General features: G+C 61.0%; 20 protein-coding genes and 1 pseudogene. 12 read left to right on the top strand and 9 right to left on the bottom strand.

Annotation, left to right across the window (positions count from 1 at the left end):
* The first annotated feature begins 198 nt into the window (after positions 1–198).
* From ACMUVN_RS29410 to ACMUVN_RS29435, 6 genes and pseudogenes are all read left to right on the top strand, one after another.
* Entirely contained in the window at positions 199–1,764 is a 1,566-nt protein-coding gene (locus tag ACMUVN_RS29410; RefSeq protein ID WP_025554710.1) for a helicase HerA-like C-terminal domain-containing protein, read from the top strand.
* Positions 1,765–2,083: 319 nt separating this feature from the next.
* Entirely contained in the window at positions 2,084–3,676 is a 1,593-nt protein-coding gene (locus ACMUVN_RS29415; protein WP_414815830.1) for an ABC-F family ATP-binding cassette domain-containing protein, read from the top strand.
* Between the two features lie 226 nt (positions 3,677–3,902).
* A complete protein-coding gene (locus tag ACMUVN_RS29420) occupies positions 3,903–4,505 on the top strand; it encodes a hypothetical protein (protein ID WP_127430412.1) in 603 nt (200 codons plus the stop codon).
* Between the two features lie 66 nt (positions 4,506–4,571).
* Positions 4,572–4,748, top strand: a pseudogene (locus ACMUVN_RS29425) (ABC transporter ATP-binding protein); the annotation flags it as partial.
* A 476-nt stretch (positions 4,749–5,224) separates the two neighbouring features.
* On the top strand, positions 5,225–7,183 hold the full coding sequence (locus ACMUVN_RS29430) for a methyl-accepting chemotaxis protein (RefSeq protein ID WP_414815831.1): 1,959 nt from the start codon (positions 5,225–5,227) through the stop codon (positions 7,181–7,183).
* Positions 7,183–7,659 (top strand): chemotaxis protein CheW, encoded by a 477-nt coding sequence (locus ACMUVN_RS29435; protein ID WP_127430413.1) that lies wholly within the window; start codon positions 7,183–7,185, stop codon positions 7,657–7,659. Before ACMUVN_RS29430 ends, ACMUVN_RS29435 begins: the two co-directional genes overlap by 1 nt.
* 81 nt (positions 7,660–7,740) lie before the next feature.
* Here the strand turns inward: ACMUVN_RS29435 and ACMUVN_RS29440 are convergent, their stop codons facing one another.
* Positions 7,741–8,733, bottom strand: a complete 993-nt coding sequence (locus ACMUVN_RS29440; protein ID WP_127430414.1) for an AraC family transcriptional regulator — start codon at positions 8,731–8,733, stop codon at positions 7,741–7,743.
* On the opposite strand from ACMUVN_RS29440, the gene ACMUVN_RS29445 reads away from it, so the two are divergent.
* Both ACMUVN_RS29445 and ACMUVN_RS29450 read left to right on the top strand, forming a co-directional pair.
* On the top strand, positions 8,715–9,155 hold the full coding sequence (locus ACMUVN_RS29445; RefSeq protein ID WP_164735922.1) for a hypothetical protein: 441 nt from the start codon (positions 8,715–8,717) through the stop codon (positions 9,153–9,155). The two genes, ACMUVN_RS29440 and ACMUVN_RS29445, sit on opposite strands and share 19 nt — an antisense overlap.
* A 168-nt stretch (positions 9,156–9,323) precedes the next feature.
* Complete coding sequence (locus ACMUVN_RS29450; RefSeq protein ID WP_414815832.1) at positions 9,324–10,844, top strand: ABC-F family ATP-binding cassette domain-containing protein; 1,521 nt, start codon at positions 9,324–9,326, stop codon at positions 10,842–10,844.
* 138 nt (positions 10,845–10,982) lie between these two features.
* Here the strand turns inward: ACMUVN_RS29450 and ACMUVN_RS29455 are convergent, their stop codons facing one another.
* From ACMUVN_RS29455 to ACMUVN_RS29465, 3 genes are all read right to left on the bottom strand, one after another.
* Positions 10,983–11,762 (bottom strand): VOC family protein, encoded by a 780-nt coding sequence (locus ACMUVN_RS29455; protein ID WP_414815833.1) that lies wholly within the window; start codon positions 11,760–11,762, stop codon positions 10,983–10,985.
* Between the two features lie 80 nt (positions 11,763–11,842).
* Positions 11,843–12,307 carry a DUF1579 domain-containing protein gene (locus ACMUVN_RS29460; RefSeq protein WP_047614219.1) on the bottom strand — a complete coding sequence of 155 codons (465 nt, stop codon included), beginning with the start codon at positions 12,305–12,307 and terminating at the stop codon, positions 11,843–11,845.
* A 50-nt stretch (positions 12,308–12,357) separates the two neighbouring features.
* Positions 12,358–13,086 carry a DUF899 domain-containing protein gene (locus tag ACMUVN_RS29465; protein ID WP_414815834.1) on the bottom strand — a complete coding sequence of 243 codons (729 nt, stop codon included), beginning with the start codon at positions 13,084–13,086 and terminating at the stop codon, positions 12,358–12,360.
* 68 nt (positions 13,087–13,154) lie between these two features.
* Here ACMUVN_RS29465 and ACMUVN_RS29470 point away from each other — a divergent pair, with 68 nt between their 5' ends.
* From ACMUVN_RS29470 to ACMUVN_RS29480, 3 genes are read left to right on the top strand one after another with little or no spacing between them, the layout of a single operon-like run.
* A complete protein-coding gene (locus ACMUVN_RS29470; RefSeq protein WP_048338328.1) occupies positions 13,155–13,676 on the top strand; it encodes a MarR family winged helix-turn-helix transcriptional regulator in 522 nt (173 codons plus the stop codon).
* Positions 13,677–13,683: 7 nt separating this feature from the next.
* The gene (locus ACMUVN_RS29475) at positions 13,684–13,932 is read left to right on the top strand and encodes a hypothetical protein (protein WP_414815835.1); all 249 of its coding nucleotides are present in this window, start codon (positions 13,684–13,686) and stop codon (positions 13,930–13,932) included.
* Between the two features lie 27 nt (positions 13,933–13,959).
* A complete protein-coding gene (locus tag ACMUVN_RS29480; RefSeq protein WP_414815836.1) occupies positions 13,960–14,277 on the top strand; it encodes a LysE family translocator in 318 nt (105 codons plus the stop codon).
* An 88-nt stretch (positions 14,278–14,365) separates the two neighbouring features.
* Here ACMUVN_RS29480 and ACMUVN_RS29485 read toward each other — a convergent pair whose 3' ends face one another.
* Complete coding sequence (locus ACMUVN_RS29485; protein ID WP_029868108.1) at positions 14,366–14,788, bottom strand: organic hydroperoxide resistance protein; 423 nt, start codon at positions 14,786–14,788, stop codon at positions 14,366–14,368.
* A gap of 124 nt (positions 14,789–14,912) precedes the next feature.
* On the opposite strand from ACMUVN_RS29485, the gene ACMUVN_RS29490 reads away from it, so the two are divergent.
* Positions 14,913–15,398, top strand: a complete 486-nt coding sequence (locus ACMUVN_RS29490; RefSeq protein ID WP_414815837.1) for a MarR family winged helix-turn-helix transcriptional regulator — start codon at positions 14,913–14,915, stop codon at positions 15,396–15,398.
* Positions 15,399–15,441: 43 nt separating this feature from the next.
* Here ACMUVN_RS29490 and ACMUVN_RS29495 read toward each other — a convergent pair whose 3' ends face one another.
* The 4 genes from ACMUVN_RS29495 to ACMUVN_RS29510 form a co-directional block, all read right to left on the bottom strand.
* Positions 15,442–15,675: a hypothetical protein gene (locus ACMUVN_RS29495; RefSeq protein WP_029868110.1), complete on the bottom strand. Its 234-nt coding sequence runs from the start codon at positions 15,673–15,675 to the stop codon at positions 15,442–15,444.
* A gap of 113 nt (positions 15,676–15,788) precedes the next feature.
* Complete coding sequence (gene rpsU / locus ACMUVN_RS29500; protein ID WP_003569533.1) at positions 15,789–16,025, bottom strand: 30S ribosomal protein S21; 237 nt, start codon at positions 16,023–16,025, stop codon at positions 15,789–15,791.
* A 56-nt stretch (positions 16,026–16,081) separates the two neighbouring features.
* Positions 16,082–16,366, bottom strand: coding sequence for a hypothetical protein (locus ACMUVN_RS29505; protein ID WP_029868111.1), 285 nt, complete (start codon positions 16,364–16,366; stop codon positions 16,082–16,084).
* Positions 16,367–16,601: 235 nt separating this feature from the next.
* Positions 16,602–16,811, bottom strand: coding sequence for a cold-shock protein (locus ACMUVN_RS29510; RefSeq protein ID WP_003546468.1), 210 nt, complete (start codon positions 16,809–16,811; stop codon positions 16,602–16,604).
* Between the last annotated feature and the right edge of the window lie 13 nt (positions 16,812–16,824).

Below are 16,824 nucleotides of genomic sequence, written 5' to 3' on the forward strand. Positions count from 1 at the left end.
CGTTAATGGAAATTCCACAGCAACTCAAGCCGGCCTCTCCGCGGGGGGCACTTTGTCCGGTTTTGCTTTCAATGCAAACAGTTGTCCGCATCCTTCTCCCTGCTTATAACAGGGAAACGATAGTTCGATGAAGGCGGCGGGAGAGAACACCGAGCCTTCTGACATAAATGGCGGCAAAGCCCGAAGGGAGCATTCCGAATGATCGAGGAAGGCAAGATTTTCATCGGCGCGAGCCGCAATCCCGATGACAGCATCAACAAGCCGGAATATCTCGACCTGAAGTTCGGCAACCGCCACGGCCTCGTCACCGGCGCCACCGGCACCGGCAAGACTGTGACGCTGCAGGTGCTCGCCGAAGGCTTTTCGCGGGCCGGCGTTCCGGTCTTTGCGGCCGATATCAAGGGCGATCTTTCCGGCATCGCCGCCAAGGGCGAGCCCAAGGATTTCCTGACGAAACGCGCCGAGCAGATCGGTTTCACCGATTATGAATTCGACCAGTTTCCGGTGATCTTCTGGGATCTGTTCGGCGAGAAAGGCCACCGGGTGCGCACCACGGTCGCCGAGATGGGGCCGCTGCTGCTCGCCCGGCTGATGGATGCCTCCGAACCGCAGGAAGGCGTCATCAACATCGCCTTCAAGATCGCCGACCAGGCCGGGCTGCCGCTGCTCGACCTCAAGGATTTCACCTCGCTGCTCAACTATATGGGCGAGAACGCCACCGAGCTTTCCAACCAATACGGCCTGATCTCCAGGGCCTCGGTCGGCTCGATCCAGCGGGCGCTGCTCGTTCTCGAACAGCAGGGCGCCGAGCATTTCTTCGGCGAACCGGCGCTGAAGATCACCGACATCATGCGCACCAGCAACAATGGCTATGGCCAGATCTCGGTGCTCGCCGCCGACAAGCTGATGATGAACCCGCGCCTCTACGCCACCTTCCTGCTCTGGCTGCTCTCGGAGCTCTTCGAAGAACTGCCCGAGGTGGGCGATCCGGAAAAGCCGAAGCTCGTCTTCTTCTTCGACGAGGCGCATCTGCTCTTCAACGACGCGCCGAAGGTGCTGACCGAACGCGTCGAGCAGGTGGTGCGGCTGATCCGCTCCAAGGGCGTCGGCGTCTATTTCGTCACCCAGAATCCGCTCGACGTGCCGGAAACGGTGCTCGCCCAGCTCGGCAACCGGGCGCAGCATGCGTTGCGCGCCTATTCGCCGCGCGAGCAGAAGGCGGTGAGGACGGCGGCCGATACCTTCCGCGCCAACCCGGCCTTCGATTGCGCCACCGTCATCACCAATCTCGGCACGGGCGAGGCGCTGGTCTCGACGTTGGAAGCCAAGGGCGCGCCGTCGATCGTCGAGCGCACGCTGATCCGCCCGCCGTCGGGCCGCGTCGGCCCGGTGACGGATGCCGAGCGCCAGCAGATCATGGACAGGAGTCCGGTTCTCGGCGTCTATGACGAGGATATCGACCGCGAATCCGCTTTCGAGCTGCTGGCGGCGCGGGCGAAGAAGGCGGCGGATGCCGATGCCGCCAAGCGGGCGCAGGAAGAAGCGGCCCAGCAGCAGGGCGGCACGACCTCCGGCTGGAACCTGCCGGGCTTCGGCGGCGGCAATGACGACGACAACCGGGGCCGCGGCCAATCGCGTGGCAGGACTTCCGGCTACCAGCGCGAAACGGTGGTGGAAGCGGCGATGAAGAGCGTGGCGCGCACGGTGGCGACCCAAGTCGGCCGGGCGCTGGTGCGCGGGATATTGGGGAGTTTGAAGCGGTAGGTTTGTGGCGCGCCGTAAGCCCTCATCCGCCTGCCGGCACCGACCGGGGTCGGGCCACGTGTCTCGACCTTTCCGTTCCCCACCACCCTCTCGCAGGGCACGTTCCCTCGCCCCGTTTACGGGGAGAGGGTTAGGGTGAGGGGCAATCTCCTGACGAAGCCAGCCAGAAAGCGGGCGGTCAGTTGGCTCTTTGCCTTGAACCTTCCGCCTTTCTTCCCTAAATTCCCCGCCATCGATCACTTCAACAGGATGTGTGCCGCAATGGATTTCAACTCGATCGCAACGCCAGTTCGCCTTGCCAACGAGGAAATCCACATCCATGCCTGCATCCATCACCCTCTTCCAGATTTCATGGTCCGCGCCTGACGGGCGGCCGCTTTTTTCCAATCTCGACCTCAGCTTCGGGTCGGAGCGCACCGGTCTTGTCGGGCGCAACGGCGTCGGCAAGACGACGCTGCTGAAGCTCGTCTGCGGCGATATCCAACCGCATTCGGGGACGGTATCCGTCAGCGGCAGCTTCGGCGTGCTGCGGCAGAGCGTTCAGGTGGCGTCTGACGAGACGGTCGGCGATCTCTTCGGCGTCATCGATGCGCTGGCTATTCTGCATCGTGCCGAAGCCGGCGAGGCGACGGCCGACGAGCTGGCATCGGCCGACTGGACGCTGGAGGCGCGCATGGCCGCAGCGCTCAATCGCACCGGCCTCGACGTGGCCGCGCAGACCCCGCTTGCGGCACTCTCGGGCGGGCAGCGCACACGTGCCGGGCTTGCGGCGCTTGTTTTCACCGAACCGGATTTCCTGCTGCTCGACGAACCCACAAACAATCTCGATCGCGATGGCCGCGAGGCGGTGATCGGCCTGATTTCAGGCTGGCGGGCCGGCGCCATCATCGTCAGCCATGACCGGGAATTGCTTGAAAGCGTCGATGCGATCATCGAACTGACCTCGCTCAGCGCCACGCGCTATGGCGGCAACTGGAGCCATTATCGCGAGCGCAAGGCGCTCGAGCTTGCGGCGGCACAACATGATCTCACTGAAGCCGATAAACGCGTGGCCGAGGTGGCGCGGAAGGCGCAGGCGACGGTGGAGCGTCAGGCGCACAGGGACAATACCGGGCGGAAGATGGCCGCCAAGGGCGGCATACCGCGCATCATGCTCGGTGGCATGAAGGAGCGGAGCGAAACGACGGGCGGCGACAATGCGCGGCTTGCCGAACGGCGGCGCGCCCAGGCGCTGGAAGAGGCAAAGGCGGCGCGCGAAAAGATCGAGATCCTGCAACCCTTGTCGGTCACCTTGCCGCCGACCGGGCTGCCCGCCAACAAGATCGTGCTCAGGATGGATGACGTGACATCGGGCTACCAGCCGGGTGATCCCGTCATCCGCGATCTCTCCTTCGACGTGACGGGGCCGGAACGGATCGCCGTCACCGGCCCCAACGGCTCGGGCAAGACCACATTGCTGGCGCTCATCACCGGCGAACTGGAACCCTGGGCCGGCACCGTCGCCGTCATGACCGCTTTCACGATACTCGATCAGAAGGTCAGCCTGCTCGACCCCTCGGCCTCGATCCGCGACAATTTCCGCCGGATCAATCCGCTTTCCGATGAAAACACTTGCCGGGCGGCCCTTGCCCGCTTCATGTTCAGGGCGGATGCGGCGCTGCAGACCGTCTCGACGCTGAGCGGCGGGCAATTGCTGCGCGCCGGCCTTGCCTGCGTCCTGGGCTCAGCACCGCCGCCGCTCCTGATCCTCGACGAGCCGACCAATCATCTCGACATCGACTCGATTGCTGCGGTTGAGGCCGGACTGCGCGCTTATGACGGGGCGCTGCTGGTGGTCAGCCATGACGAGACGTTTCTCGAGAGTATCGGGATAGAGCAGCGGCTGGAATTACCGGGTGATGGGGTTAAGTGATTTTAGGGGGGAGCATCGGTGCCTCCCGCCAGCGACGCTCTGACGGCTGCCCTGGGGTATTTTGCCTTTCGGCCTGCCATCAAGTCTTCGCTCAATCTCGATTGCTCCACTAGCCCGTTTCGCCATGAAAGGGCTTCCTGTCGCTAGTTCGAAAGCAATACCCTACTTGCAAGATATAACGCATTCAACCTATGACAGTCACCGCCGCGGCTTGGAGGAGAAGGGCATGACTATGGAAGAGGCGATCGGGCATCGTGCAGCCCAAAAGTGGAGCCTTTGGAGAAGCGCCAATATTGGCGTTAGCGTTAGCGCTGTCACCTTGTTACTTCAGGTCGCCAACGGTCGAGGCTTTGAACTAGCAAACTACGCCCACACTCGGAGTGCGGAAACGATTGGCGCTTTAGGTGGGCAGGTTCTCGCCGCACCACTATTATTTGTTGTGATTGCGGCCATACGAAACGTTTTCAAAAGGGGGCAAGCTAAGTCGAACGCAAGTGCCATTCGGGGGGCAATCACGTTCGCGGCGCTCTTTGTCACAATTTTCGCCGGCCTTTTTACCTACGGAGAGTTTGTGTTCTCTCGCGATGAAGCAATCGGTGGCGAAGCGCGAAAATCATTCATAGCTGACACCCAGTTTGCGTGCGTTCAGAAGCAGGCCTCACTCAACCAAGCTATTACCCAGCAGCAAATCCAAACCTATTGCACCTGTTTGACCGAGAAGATGGCCGACATCACGACGTACAAACAATTGGGCACTGAACTGACTGCCAAAGCCCTTGCGGACCTGCAGCAAAAGGTTGGAGCAATAAGTAACCTTTGCCGCCAATGACTTCTGAACGGCCCAATTCTGGTGCAGATATGGTGAGCCATTGCGACACTTCTGGTCACGATGACGCTCCTGATCCTCGACGAGCCGACCAACAATCTCGACATCGACTCGATATCAGCGGTCGAGGCCGCGCTGCGCGCTTATGACGGGGCGCTGCTCCTCGTCAGCCACGACGAGACCTTTCTCAGGAGCATCGGGATAACGCGGCGGCTGGAGCTGACTGCCGCTGGGCTGAGTGGATAAATGAGGAATTGGCGGGTAGACGCGGTGTTAAATCCAGCCCTTTGAAGCACCATCACGACCTCAGCCAAGACAGCCGAGCTTCTGGTTCGCGTGATGTTTGCCTTACAAGATCTGTGTCTTGGCTATCCTGGTCTCCACTCTCCTGTCCAATTCGCGTCGATTAAAGCTGGCGCATTTCTTCACGCAAAATTTTATTAACCAATACAATGGTTTGCTCCAATTGCCAAAAGACGCGATCCACTAGGAGCTTTCTGGTGGCCCGTGAGCGAGGGAACATGTCGGCGAAATGACATCGTCGACAGAGGCGCTCATTTTCACCCGATTGAAGGGCCACCTGAGATCAACGCCGCCCAAGCGTTGGCCGAGCATCGCTATTTCACAGGCATGAATGCCTATTCACCGGTTTTCGCCATCCGCGGAAGACGATCCTTTGCGCTTGGCTGCAAGCGAATATTACAGCAATTTAAGGAGTTGATATGCTTTTCTTCAAGAACGCCAGAGTCCGAACAAAGCTTGCCGTATCGTCGGCGGTCGGAATCCTTCTCATCATTTGCATGATCGTCAATCAACAGCTGGCAGGGCGGGATATAGCCCTGGCGAACCAAACCGTTGATCGGGAACAGATCATCCTCAACGGTATCCAGACGGCCTCTCTGTCTCTCGCCGAAATGCGCGTTGCCGCTCGCGATGTCGATTTCGCGATATCTGGTGAGGAATTGCAAGCGGCACTCAATCGAGCCAAAACCGCCAGCCAACAGGCTTGGGATGGCCTCGCCCAACCCATAAGCATTGCCCTGAAGCCCGATGTTCTCAACGATATCCGCAACACCCTCAGAGCCTACGAAGCGTTGATTGCCAAACGTGCCTCTGCGCTGTCTGGCGCCATGGCGAACAAACCAGGGGTGGCACTGAGCCAGACGGACATCTCTGCCGCATTGGCTGTCGTTTCGAACGATGAAATCGGACAGACGATGAATCAAGCCCGCGTCGCAACCGAGGCGTCCATCAAGAATGCGCGCCATTTCACCGAAGAAGCAAAAGCCGCATTGGCTGCGACGGTAGCAAGGGGCGACTCGATTGCGCTGATCGTTGGTGCCGGTGTCGTTCTTGTCCTTCTTGCTTCGGCCATCGGCCTGATGTTCAGCATCGCCAAACCGATCCAGACCATGACGATTGCGATGCGGCGGCTCTCACAAGGCGAGCTCGATGTCGATGTGGCCCAGATCTCGCGTCGAGACGAGATCGGCGAAATGGCAGCAGCAGTCGAAGTCTTTCGCGTAAATGCGCTCACCAACCGGAAGCTGGAACAAGAAGCCGAAGCCAATCGCAACATGTCCGAGGAGGAACGCCGCCGCCAGGCCGATGCGGACCAGCGTCGCGCCGAGGAAATGACGCAGGCGACGGAAGGCCTTGGGGCAGGTCTCAAGCATTTGGCGAGCGGCGACTTGTCGATCCAGCTTTCCGAGCCCTTCGCCTCCGACTTTGAAAGCCTGCGCACCGACTTCAATGCGGCGGTGGCCCAGCTCGCCGGCACGTTGCGTGCTGTTGCTCATGCGACCGGCGCAATCGATACCGGCATACAGGAGATCGGCCAGAGCGCCGAGGATCTGTCGAAGCGCACCGAACAGCAGGCGGCCTCGCTCGAGGAGACGGCAGCGGCCCTCGATCAGATCACCGTCAATGTCAGCTCTTCGACGAAGCGAACCGAAGAGGCGCGTTCGATTGCCACCGAGGCCAATCTGAGTGCGCAGAAATCAGCCCAGGTCGTCTCTCATGCGGAAGAAGCCATGCGCCGCATTGAGGAGAGCTCGCAGCAGATCTCCAACATTATCGGTGTCATCGACGAGATCGCCTTCCAGACCAATCTCCTGGCGCTCAACGCCGGGGTCGAGGCGGCCCGCGCCGGCGAAGCCGGCAAAGGCTTTGCCGTCGTCGCCCAAGAGGTGCGTGAACTGGCGCAGCGCTCCGCTCAGGCCGCCAAGGAAATCAAGGGGCTGATTCAGAATTCGTCGACGGAAGTTGAAAGCGGCGTCAGGCTGGTGCGCGAAACCGGCGAGGCGCTGAACGTGATCGGCGGCTTCATCGGGCAGGTCAACAGCCATATGAACGCGATCGCCACCTCGGCGCGGGAGCAGTCGACAGGGCTGGCCGAGATCAACACCGCGGTCAATTCGATGGACCAGAGCACCCAGCAGAACGCAGCGATGGTGGAACAATCGACCGCGGCAGCCTCAAACCTCGCCCAGGAGGCGGCCAAGTTGCGCGATCTCGTCGCCCGCTTCAGCCTTGAAGGCGCGGCCACCCAGCCACGTGCAGCTGTCTCCGCGAACCGACCGGTGGCTTCGCCCGCCCGCGCGCTCGGAAATAGGCTCGCCAGCGCCTTCGGCAGCAGGACGGCCACAGCTGCAGCTGTGAAAGAATGGGAGGACTTTTGATGCCTGATCAGCATTCCGGCGAGCAGCGCTCAAGCACGGCTCTGGAAATCATCGCCTTCCACCTCGGCGACCAGCAATTCTGCATCAGGACGACCGTGATACGGGAAATCCGGGGATGGGCAGCGGCAACGCCGCTGCCCCATGCGCCGCCGCATGTTCTCGGCGTGATGAACCTGCGTGGCTTGGTCATTCCCGTCATAAACTTGGCAGCGAAGCTCGGTGTGCTCAGTGTCGTCGATACCAGTCGCAGCGCCATCGTCGTCGCCGAGGTCGGCACAAACATCGTTGGCCTGGTCGTTGATCGGGTCTCCGATATCCTGTCGATCAGCGAGAAACTGATCCAGCCTGTGCCTGATCTGGGCGCCGCATTCGATCCTGCCTTCTCACACGGCATCATCCCCCTCGAACAGGGCATGGTTTGCTTCCTGAACCTCGATCATTTGTTCGCAAACCTCGACCTGGCGGACGCCGCCTAGAACAGGATGGTTTTAGGCCGGGTCGGCCTAAAACCTGAATCCTCTTTTAAATTATGCGCATTCACCGGATCGCAGCGCCAGTCAAACAACAAAAGATCGTTTCCTGGTGTCCGATGGATTCTCGCCGTAGGCAGCTCGATAGATGGCGGAAAAGCGACCGAAATGCGAGAAGCCCCACCTCTGGCATATTTCTCTCACCGATTGATGGTTCGACGGATCCAGAAGGTCCTGACGGACCGCCTGCAAGCGCATCGTGCGCAGATAGGCCGCCGGCGTCGTTTGCCTGAAAACGCGGAAGCCGTTTTCAAGTGCGCGAATGGAAACGCCGGCCGCCTCAGCCACCGTCTGCGTTACAATAGGCCGGTCGATATTGGCCTGCATGAAATCGATTGCGCGGCGAACGTGCCGAGGCGCAATCGTCAAAGGCTTCTTGTCCAAAAGCGCCGAGAAGCGATGCGGGATCGTTCGCACCACCAGATCCGCCAGCACTTCCGTCAGGTGCGACATCGCGACCGGCGATTGGAGCAGCAGTCCATTGTCGCGCATCCCAATGGCGAAGGTTTGGACCACCTTGCCGATCAATTGGCCAGATTGGGTGGAAAGATCCATCGCCGGCAACAACTCCAGCGCTCCGGTAAACGGTATTTCAAAGACCGCGGCGATGGTCTTTGAAATTATTTTCCAATCCAGTCGCAGCACGTCTGATAGATGGGGTTCCCCCTTCACGTCAAAACGCTCTGCCTCATGAGAGTTCACCAGGAGCATCCCACCAGGCGTGCCTTCGATTGTTCTTCGGCCAAGCGTTGCAACGACTGCACCGCTGCGAGGTAAAATAATCGATAGCCACTCCGGAGTTTCGGGCGCAGCTTTTAGCTGCCACGGCGACGAATACTGCGCTGAGACCACCGTCACGGTGCCGTCAGATCGGGTATCTGATTTCCAGAGAAATTTTCCTGCCGGGCTAGCGGGCCATGCTTCGAAAGGGCCGAAATTCTCCGTGTGACTCTCAACCATCTGCTCAAAAGTTGACCCTTGGAAGCGGGGCGGGAAGCCAAATGGAGCGTTTTCAGGCATACAAGCTCAATCGAAACGGCCAAGATGTGGCGAAATTGAAAGACAACGCCTCGTCGGCGAAAGACGAGCGATTCTCGCGGGCAGAAAGCAAATCGCGTGCCATATTTTCACAGTGCCCGGACTTAATCTCGTGTTTGTTGTCGCTTCGAATAGACCCAGTTGCTGTGGATCGCCGGGACGGTCGTCAGCTTGAAGGGGGAGCAGCCGAATGGCGCAAGCCAGAGCTCGGGCGACGGTATCTAGACCAGCGGCTTATGGCGGATATCGGCGTCCTTGCGGCTCACTTGCCTCTTTTTGCGGGCAATGTTATTTGGATCCGGCAACCTTTTTTGAGAAAGGAGGATCACGCAATGCAGTATTATTTTCGGTTTAATCGCCAGCGTGGTCCCGTCAACGCCCTGCAAACGCGTTTGCAGGGCTGACCAGAGGCCGTTTCTCGACATCTCTTCCTGGTCTGCCCTTCGTGGCCAATGCGACGCCGTAGCTGACAGCGCGCATTCTTCTCAATTTCCAGGCCCGATACACGCAATCCCGTGATGGCTGAATGCCCCGGATCGCGCGTGATACCCGGTCAAGACCAGAGAACGATCATGACACTCATCAATATCCGCAATCTCGGCGTGACGCTGGGCAATCCGTTGTTTTCCAAGCTCAATCTCGTCGTCAACACAGGCGATCGCATCGGCCTCGTCGCCGCCAACGGGCGGGGCAAATCGACGCTGCTTGCCTGCATCACCGGCGCGCTGGAGCCGAGCGAGGGCGAGATCACCAAGGCGCGCGGGCTGACCGTCGGCCATGTCGCGCAGAATGTGCCGCCGGAGCTTTTCGACACGCCGTTCTATGATGCCGTGCTGCAGGCGCTGCCGGCCGATCAGGCCGAAAGCGAGAGCTGGCGCGTCGACGTGGTGCTGGAATCGCTCGAGGTGCTGGAGGCCATGCGCGCTCGGCCGCTGAAGCAGTTGAGCGGCGGATGGCAGCGGCTGGCCATGCTTGCCCGCACCTGGGTGAGCGAACCCGACGTGCTTCTGCTCGACGAGCCGACCAACCATCTCGACCTTGAAAAGATCGCCCAGCTCGAAGGCTGGTTGAATGCGCTGCCGCGCGACGTGCCGGTGATCCTGTCCAGCCACGACCGCGCCTTCCTCGATGCGACGACCAACCGAACGCTGTTCCTGCGGCCGGAGCAATCGCCGGTCTTCGCCCTGCCCTACACACGAGCGCGCGCCGCCGTGGACGAAGCCGATGCGTCAGAGGCGCGGCGCTACGAGCGCGACATGAAGGTGGCGGAGCAGTTGCGCAAGCAGGCGGCGAAGCTCAACAATATCGGCATCAATTCGGGCAGCGACCTGCTCGTCGTCAAGACGAAGCAGCTCAAGCAGCGGGCCGAGAAGCTGGAGGATGCGGCAAAACCGGCGCATCTCGAGCGCTCGGCCGGCGCCATCCGGCTCGCCAATCGCGGCACGCATGCCAAGGTGCTCGTGACGCTGGAGGATGCGGCCGTGACGACGCCGGATGGGACGCCTCTATTCAAGACCGGCCGGCAATTCATCTGCCAGGGCGACCGCATCGTGCTGCTCGGCCTCAACGGCGCCGGCAAGTCGCGGCTGGTGTCGATGCTGAAGCAGGCGATCGAAAGGCCGGAGACGGCGCGCGACAGCATCAAGGCGACGCCTTCGCTCGTGCTCGGCTATGGCGACCAGGCGCTTGCCGATCTCGCCGACGGCGACACGCCAATCGGCACGATCATCCGCCGCTTCGATGTCGGCGACCAGCGGGCACGGGCCCTGCTGGCCGGCGCCGGCATGACGATCGACATGCAGGCAAAACCGATCGGCCAGCTGTCCGGCGGCCAGAAGGCGCGGCTCGGCATGCTGGTGCTGAGGCTGGCGGAGCCGAACTTCTACCTGCTCGACGAGCCGACCAATCACCTCGACATCGATGGACAGGAAGCGCTGGAGGGCGAACTGATGTCGCATGAAGCGAGCTGCCTGCTGGTCTCGCACGACCGCAGTTTCGTGCGGGCGGTGGGCAACCGGTTCTGGCTGATCGAGAAGAAGCGGCTGGTGGAGGTGGAGAGCCCGGAAGTGTTCTTTGCTTCGGTTGCGGGGTGATGGATGGGTGTGATTGGTGTTGGCCGTGTGCCGTGAAGCCACCTCATCCGGCTGCCGCCACCTTCTCCCCGCGGGGAGAAGGTGCCCGTAGGGCGGATAAGGGGGCTTTACGCCACACCGCCCAAAATGCGGCAAAACCTACCGCTTCGGCGCCACCAGGCAGAAGAAGGCGCCTTGCGGGTCGGTGGCCTGGATGATCCAGCTGCCGCCGGGGACCTCCATCGGGCCGTTGACGACCTTGCCGCCGCCTGAGGTAACGCGTTCGATCGCGGCGTCGATCGCCGGCACGATGAAATAATAGCACCAGAAGGGCATCGGCATGTTTTCCGGCTTGGTCATCATGCCGCCGATCTGCCGGCCGCCATGGGCGAAGAGATGGTAGACGCCCATCGGACCCATGTCGAAATCGCTGTGCTTCGTCCAGCCGAACAGCTTGGAATAGAAGGCCAGCGCCTGTTCGCCATTGCCGGCGTAGAGTTCGTGCCAGCCGATATTGCCGGGCGCGTCGAAGGCCAGTTCCGGCCAGGTTCTGTCCATCGGCGCCGGCGTCATGATACAGATCACCGCGCCACCCGGATCGGCGACGACGGCGAAGCGGCCGATGGTCGGGATGTCTTCCGGCGGACGGCGGACCGAACCGCCATTGGCGGCGAAATCCTTGGCCGACTGATCGACGTCGTCGACATCAACATAACCCGTCCAGTTCGGTGGAATGCCCTTGCCCTCGAGTTCGGCCGGAAACTCCATCAGGCCGGCGACGCCGATGCCGTTCGCCTCGAAGATCGTATAGGTCGGCATGCCCTCCATTTTCATTTCGGAGGTCGTCCAGCCGACGACGGAGCTGTAGAATTTCGCAGCAGCCGCTGTGTCGGGGGTCATCAACTCGCACCAGATGAACTTTCCATGCGTCTCGGACATCCTACTCTCCCTTTTTCGACGCTCCTTTCCCGAGGCCTCTTTTTCGAAACCCCTTCTTTCAAGGTCGAGCGCCGTGATTGTCAGATCTTGCGGGCGTAATGTGCTTCCATGAACTGCTTCCAGGAACCGTCAGGCTGCTTGGCGCTGGAGATGAAGGTGCGGTGATCGGCGTCGGTGAAGGTGATCTGCTCGCGGTAATCGGCAAGTCCCTCGCCATTGAAGTCGGGACCTGTCGTATAGAGGTCCAGCACATTGCCGGATGCGTCGAGCTCGCCCTCATAGACCCACATATAGTCCATCATGCTGCCGATCCAGCTGCCGATATATTTGCCTTTTGCGGCGTTGTAGCCAAGCGTCAGGATGCTGGTCGCCTCTTTACCATCCGGCATGCGGCCGGTCCCTTCGGCGACGAACCAGATGCCGTGCAGCGAGCGCACGGTTTCCGTCCAGGGCTCGCTGCCGGTCATATCGGGTGCGGTGACGGTCCATTCGCCGATCAGTCTTTCCAGGAAGGAATGTTCCTTCAGCACTTCAGCGGTCTTCATCGTCCTCTTCTCCCTTGAGTGATGGTGGCGTCGTCTTTCCGCATCCCGGCTCAGTGACAGCAGGATGGCGCCTTCGGGGCCCCCTCATATTCGTCGTGGCGGCGCACGAAATTCATCGTGCTGTCCTCGTTGCGGCCCTTCGGGGCGCGGTCGAGGATCATCAGGGTGCCGATCAGTTCTTCCGGGCCGCGGGCAAAACTCGAATAGGTATGGAAGACCTCGCCCTTGTCGTTGCGGTAGAAAGCACTGAGGCCCGGCAGCTCGTCATTGGCATCAGCCGGCGGCATAGGCGTGAAATTGTAAAAGACCTTGTCTTTGGCAAGATCCTCCGGGCTGAAAGAAACGTGATAATCGAAATTGAAATCGCTGCCGAAGGAAGAGACCCAGGGAAATTGCCAGCCCATGCGCCGCTTGTAGGCGGCGATCTTGTCGAGCGGCGCGCGCGAAACGGCGACCCAGGTGACGTCGTGATGGTTCAGATGCGGCAGAGCGCCGTCGACATGATCCGACAGGAAGGAGCAGCCGGTGCAGCCGGCATCCCAATCGGGACCGAGCATGAAATGATAGACCAGCAACTGGCTGCGGCCGTCGAAAAGATCGGCGAGCGATTTCTTTCCCTCCGGCGTGTCGAAGACATAATCCTTGTCGACCTTCACCCAGGGCATCGCCAGACGGGCGGCGTTGACGCTGTCGCGCAGCCGCGTCGCCTCCTTCTCCTTTACCAGCAGGGCGCGGCGGGCTTCGAGCCATTCTTCTCGGGAAACAACCTCATTCTGCATGGAATGCGCCCTCCTCCGGCACGCTCCTTTTCCTTGACTAATTACATTGATATCAATAGAAATGGAGCATGTCAAATTCGATCGAGATTCCCTTTTCCACGACGCTGATGGTGCGCGACACCTGCCTCTGCCTGCATGTGCAGCGGGCGGCGCGCGCACTTGCCCGACTGTTCGACGATGCGCTGAGGCCGGCGGGGCTGACCAATGGGCAGTTTTCGCTGATGATGTCGCTGAACCGGCCGGAACCGCCGCCGATGGGACCGGTCGCCGCCCTGCTCGCCATGGACCAGACAACGCTGACGGCGGCGCTGAAGCCGCTGCAGCGCAAGGGCTGGGTCGCAGTGATGGAGAACCCCCGGGATAGGCGCGGCCGGCTGCTGAGCCTCACCGCCGATGGCAAGGCGGCGCTGGCAAAGGCGCTGCCGATCTGGGAAGCGACGCATGCGCTGCTTGACGGCAGGCTCTCGGATGGCGGTTCCGCGCGGCTGCGGCAGGACCTGCAGGCGCTATCATCCATGCCGGCCGAAACGCTGAAGGCCGCTGCGTCACCGCGGCCGTCCCGTCATAACAGGCGGGCAACGGCGGAATAGGCGAGCTATGAGCATCTGGTTCTTCATCATTCCCTTCACACTCGCCGCCGCCCTTCCGGGACCGGCCCAGGGCGCGCTGATCGCGCAGATGCTTACCCGTGGCGGGCGCTCGACGCTTACCTTCATCCTCGGCATGGTCGCCGGCAATTCGCTCTGGCGGTGGCGGCGATCTCAGGGCTTTCGGCGTTGGCATTGCGCTTCGATGCCGCCTTCGTCATCGTCAAATGGCTGGGGGTCGCCTATCTGCTGTTCATAGCCTGGAAGCTCTGGACGAGCGCGCCTGATGGCATCCAGGCGCAGGCGGGCGGCAAAGCGCGGCTTGCTCGCCGGCATGCTGCTGACGCTCGGCAATCCGAAGGCGGTGGTGTTTTTCGGGGCGGTGCTGCCACAGGCCTTCGATCTGACGGCGCTGTCGGTATCGCAGATTGCCGTGATCGTCGCTCTCGGCCTTGCGATCGATCTCGGCGTGCAAGTCGCCTACCTCATGGTCGCGGCAAGAGCCCGCGCCTTCATCCGCTCACCACGCCAGATGCGGGCGGTGAACCGGTCGGCGGCAGGGCTGATGGCGGGTTCGGCGGCGCTGATCGCGATGCGGAGCTGAAATCGAACCGATTTCCCACCAGGTCAATGGCCCTGCCCTGCCGGCAGATTGCGGCAGCCATCGCGGCTGCCGCTTTTCTTAAAGCCGATCAGGCAACCGTGACCGGAACTTCGGTCGAGGTGCGCATGGCGTGGCTGTAGGGGCAGACGATGTGGGCCGCGGCGGCGAGCTTTTCGGCGGTTTCGCGGTCGAGACCGGGGATATTGACCGTCAGCGCCACTTCGATGCCGAAGCCGCCGCCATCTTCACGCGGGCCGATGCCGACCTTGGCGGAAACCGTCGTCTCTTCCGGAATCTTGACCTTCTGCTGGCCCGCGACAAATTTCAAAGCACCGAGGAAGCAGGCGGAGTAACCGGCAGCGAAGAGCTGTTCGGGATTGGTGCCGGTCGCGCCGTCGCCGCCGAGTTCCTTGGGAACGGTCAGCGTCACGTCCAGAACGCCGTTTTCGGAAACGGCGCGGCCTGCGCGGCCGCCGGTGGCAGAGGCTTTGGTCGTATAGAGAATAGGCATGACGATCTCCTTTGATTGGCCCTTCGATCGGGTTGGATTTTCAATATCGCACAATTAAATTGTACGCAAGTGAATTTTGCAAATTGCATTTCGAATTCGAAAAGAGGACAATAAGGCCTCAAGGATGATGGATATGAAAGCGCACACGACGAAGACGATGGAGATACCGCAAAAGGAGAAACGACTGGAAAAGCAGTTGTGCTTCGCGGTCTATGCGACGGCGCATGCTTTCACCCGCGCCTACAAGCCAATCCTCGACCGGGTCGGGCTGACTTATCCGCAATATCTGGTGATGCTGGTGCTCTGGGAACGCAGCGAGTTGCCGGTGAAGACGATCGGCGAGCAGCTCGATCTCGATTCCGGCACGCTGTCGCCGCTGTTGAAACGGCTGGAACAGGGCGGGCTGATCAAGCGCATCCGCGACCTGCGCGACGAACGGCAGGTAATCGTGTCACTGACCCCGAGAGGTGAGGCGATGAAGGGGGAGATCGATACGATCATGACGGCGATCGGGCAAGCCGCCGGCTGCACGCTCAAGGAAATGGCCGAGATGCGCGACATGCTGCATCGGCTGCGCGGCAATCTCGCCCACGCCGGCACGGACGGCTGAACGCATCCACCCGGTCAGCCTAAATAAGGGCACTCACCGAGGATCAGGGCCGTCCCGCAGCCGGCTTGGCCGGCGACCGGCGCTTCTTTGCAGGCGGCGCCTTAGGTTCGGCTTCGGCCTCCTGCTGCAGGCGCAGTGCTTTCAGCTTCTCCGTCTTCTTGTCACGAGCCGATGCCTCAGCGGCGATGATGGCGCGCGCCGTATGATCGGTCGCTTCCGCCTTGTCGCGAGACGAGAGCTTGGCGGGATTGAAGAATTCTCCCTTGGTGGCGGTCATGTGCCCCTTTCTCAGGTGATGGCGGCGCTAGAGTCGTGGCTCCGCGGCTGGAACCGCGGCTCCATGTTTGGCGCCACGATTCCACGGCAGGCGCCGTGATTCCACGGCTAGGTTTAGCGGGCGCGAAGAACCTTCTTCGGTGCCGGCAGCAGACCTTCGCGCTGCAGCTTCTTGCGGGCAAGCTTGCGCTGGCGGCGAATGGCTTCGGCCTTTTCGCGGGCGCGCTTCTCGGACGGCTTCTCAAAGGCGCTGCGCGCCTTCATTTCCCGGAACAGACCTTCCCGCTGCATCTTCTTCTTGAGCACGCGGAGCGCCTGATCGACGTTGTTATCCCTGACGAGAACCTGCAAAACGATATCCTTCCTGTCGGCGGCAAGGCCGCGCTGTCATAGTAAAAACGGCGGGACTACTTCCCGATCTTGATGCTCGAAAACTTCAGCCATGGCTCGGCGCCATCGGACTTGGCCGCCGCCTCGGGAGAAACCCGGGATGGCGTTTCCCCCGTATCGATATCGGCCTCAGTGATGCGGCGCTCGAAATTCTCCGCATCGAACTGGACCCGATATTGCACATGCCCGTGGTCGTTGGGCAGTATGCTGGAAATCCGGCACCGCTTGTCGGCTTTGGCCGTGCGGGTGAGGCCGGATTTCAGCACGATCATGTCGCCGACTTTATAGTTTGGTCTGCCCATTTCAGCGTCCCTTCGACTCTTCGGCTGCGCAATCGATCAATCAAAGGCCGGGCGATCAAATCAGCAAAGCCAGGCGATCAAAGCAAAAAGGCCGGGCTCGGACCCGACCTCTTCCAGTCACTCAGCCCGCTGCCAATCTTTGGTCAGTTCGCTGCCAGTACATCCGTGGTCAGCTCGCTGCCAGCATTTGGTCAGCCCGCCGCCATGTTCATGGTCAGCGCAGGCGAATGACAAATCATGCGGCCTGAAGATTATCAGCCGAGTTCTTGCCGGACTTCTTGTCGCGGACGAGATCGTAGCGGATCTTCTGGCCTTCAACGAGTTCGCGCATGCCGGCGCGTTCAACCGCTGAAATGTGAACGAAAACGTCGGTAGAACCATCATCGGGCTGGATGAAGCCAAAGCCCTTGGTGCCATTGAACCACTTGACGACGCCTGAATTCATAACGATCTCCTTT

It is taken from the genome of Rhizobium sp. IY2 (assembly GCF_047532935.1).
In the GTDB taxonomy this organism is placed as follows: Bacteria; Pseudomonadota; Alphaproteobacteria; order Rhizobiales; family Rhizobiaceae; genus Rhizobium; species Rhizobium anhuiense.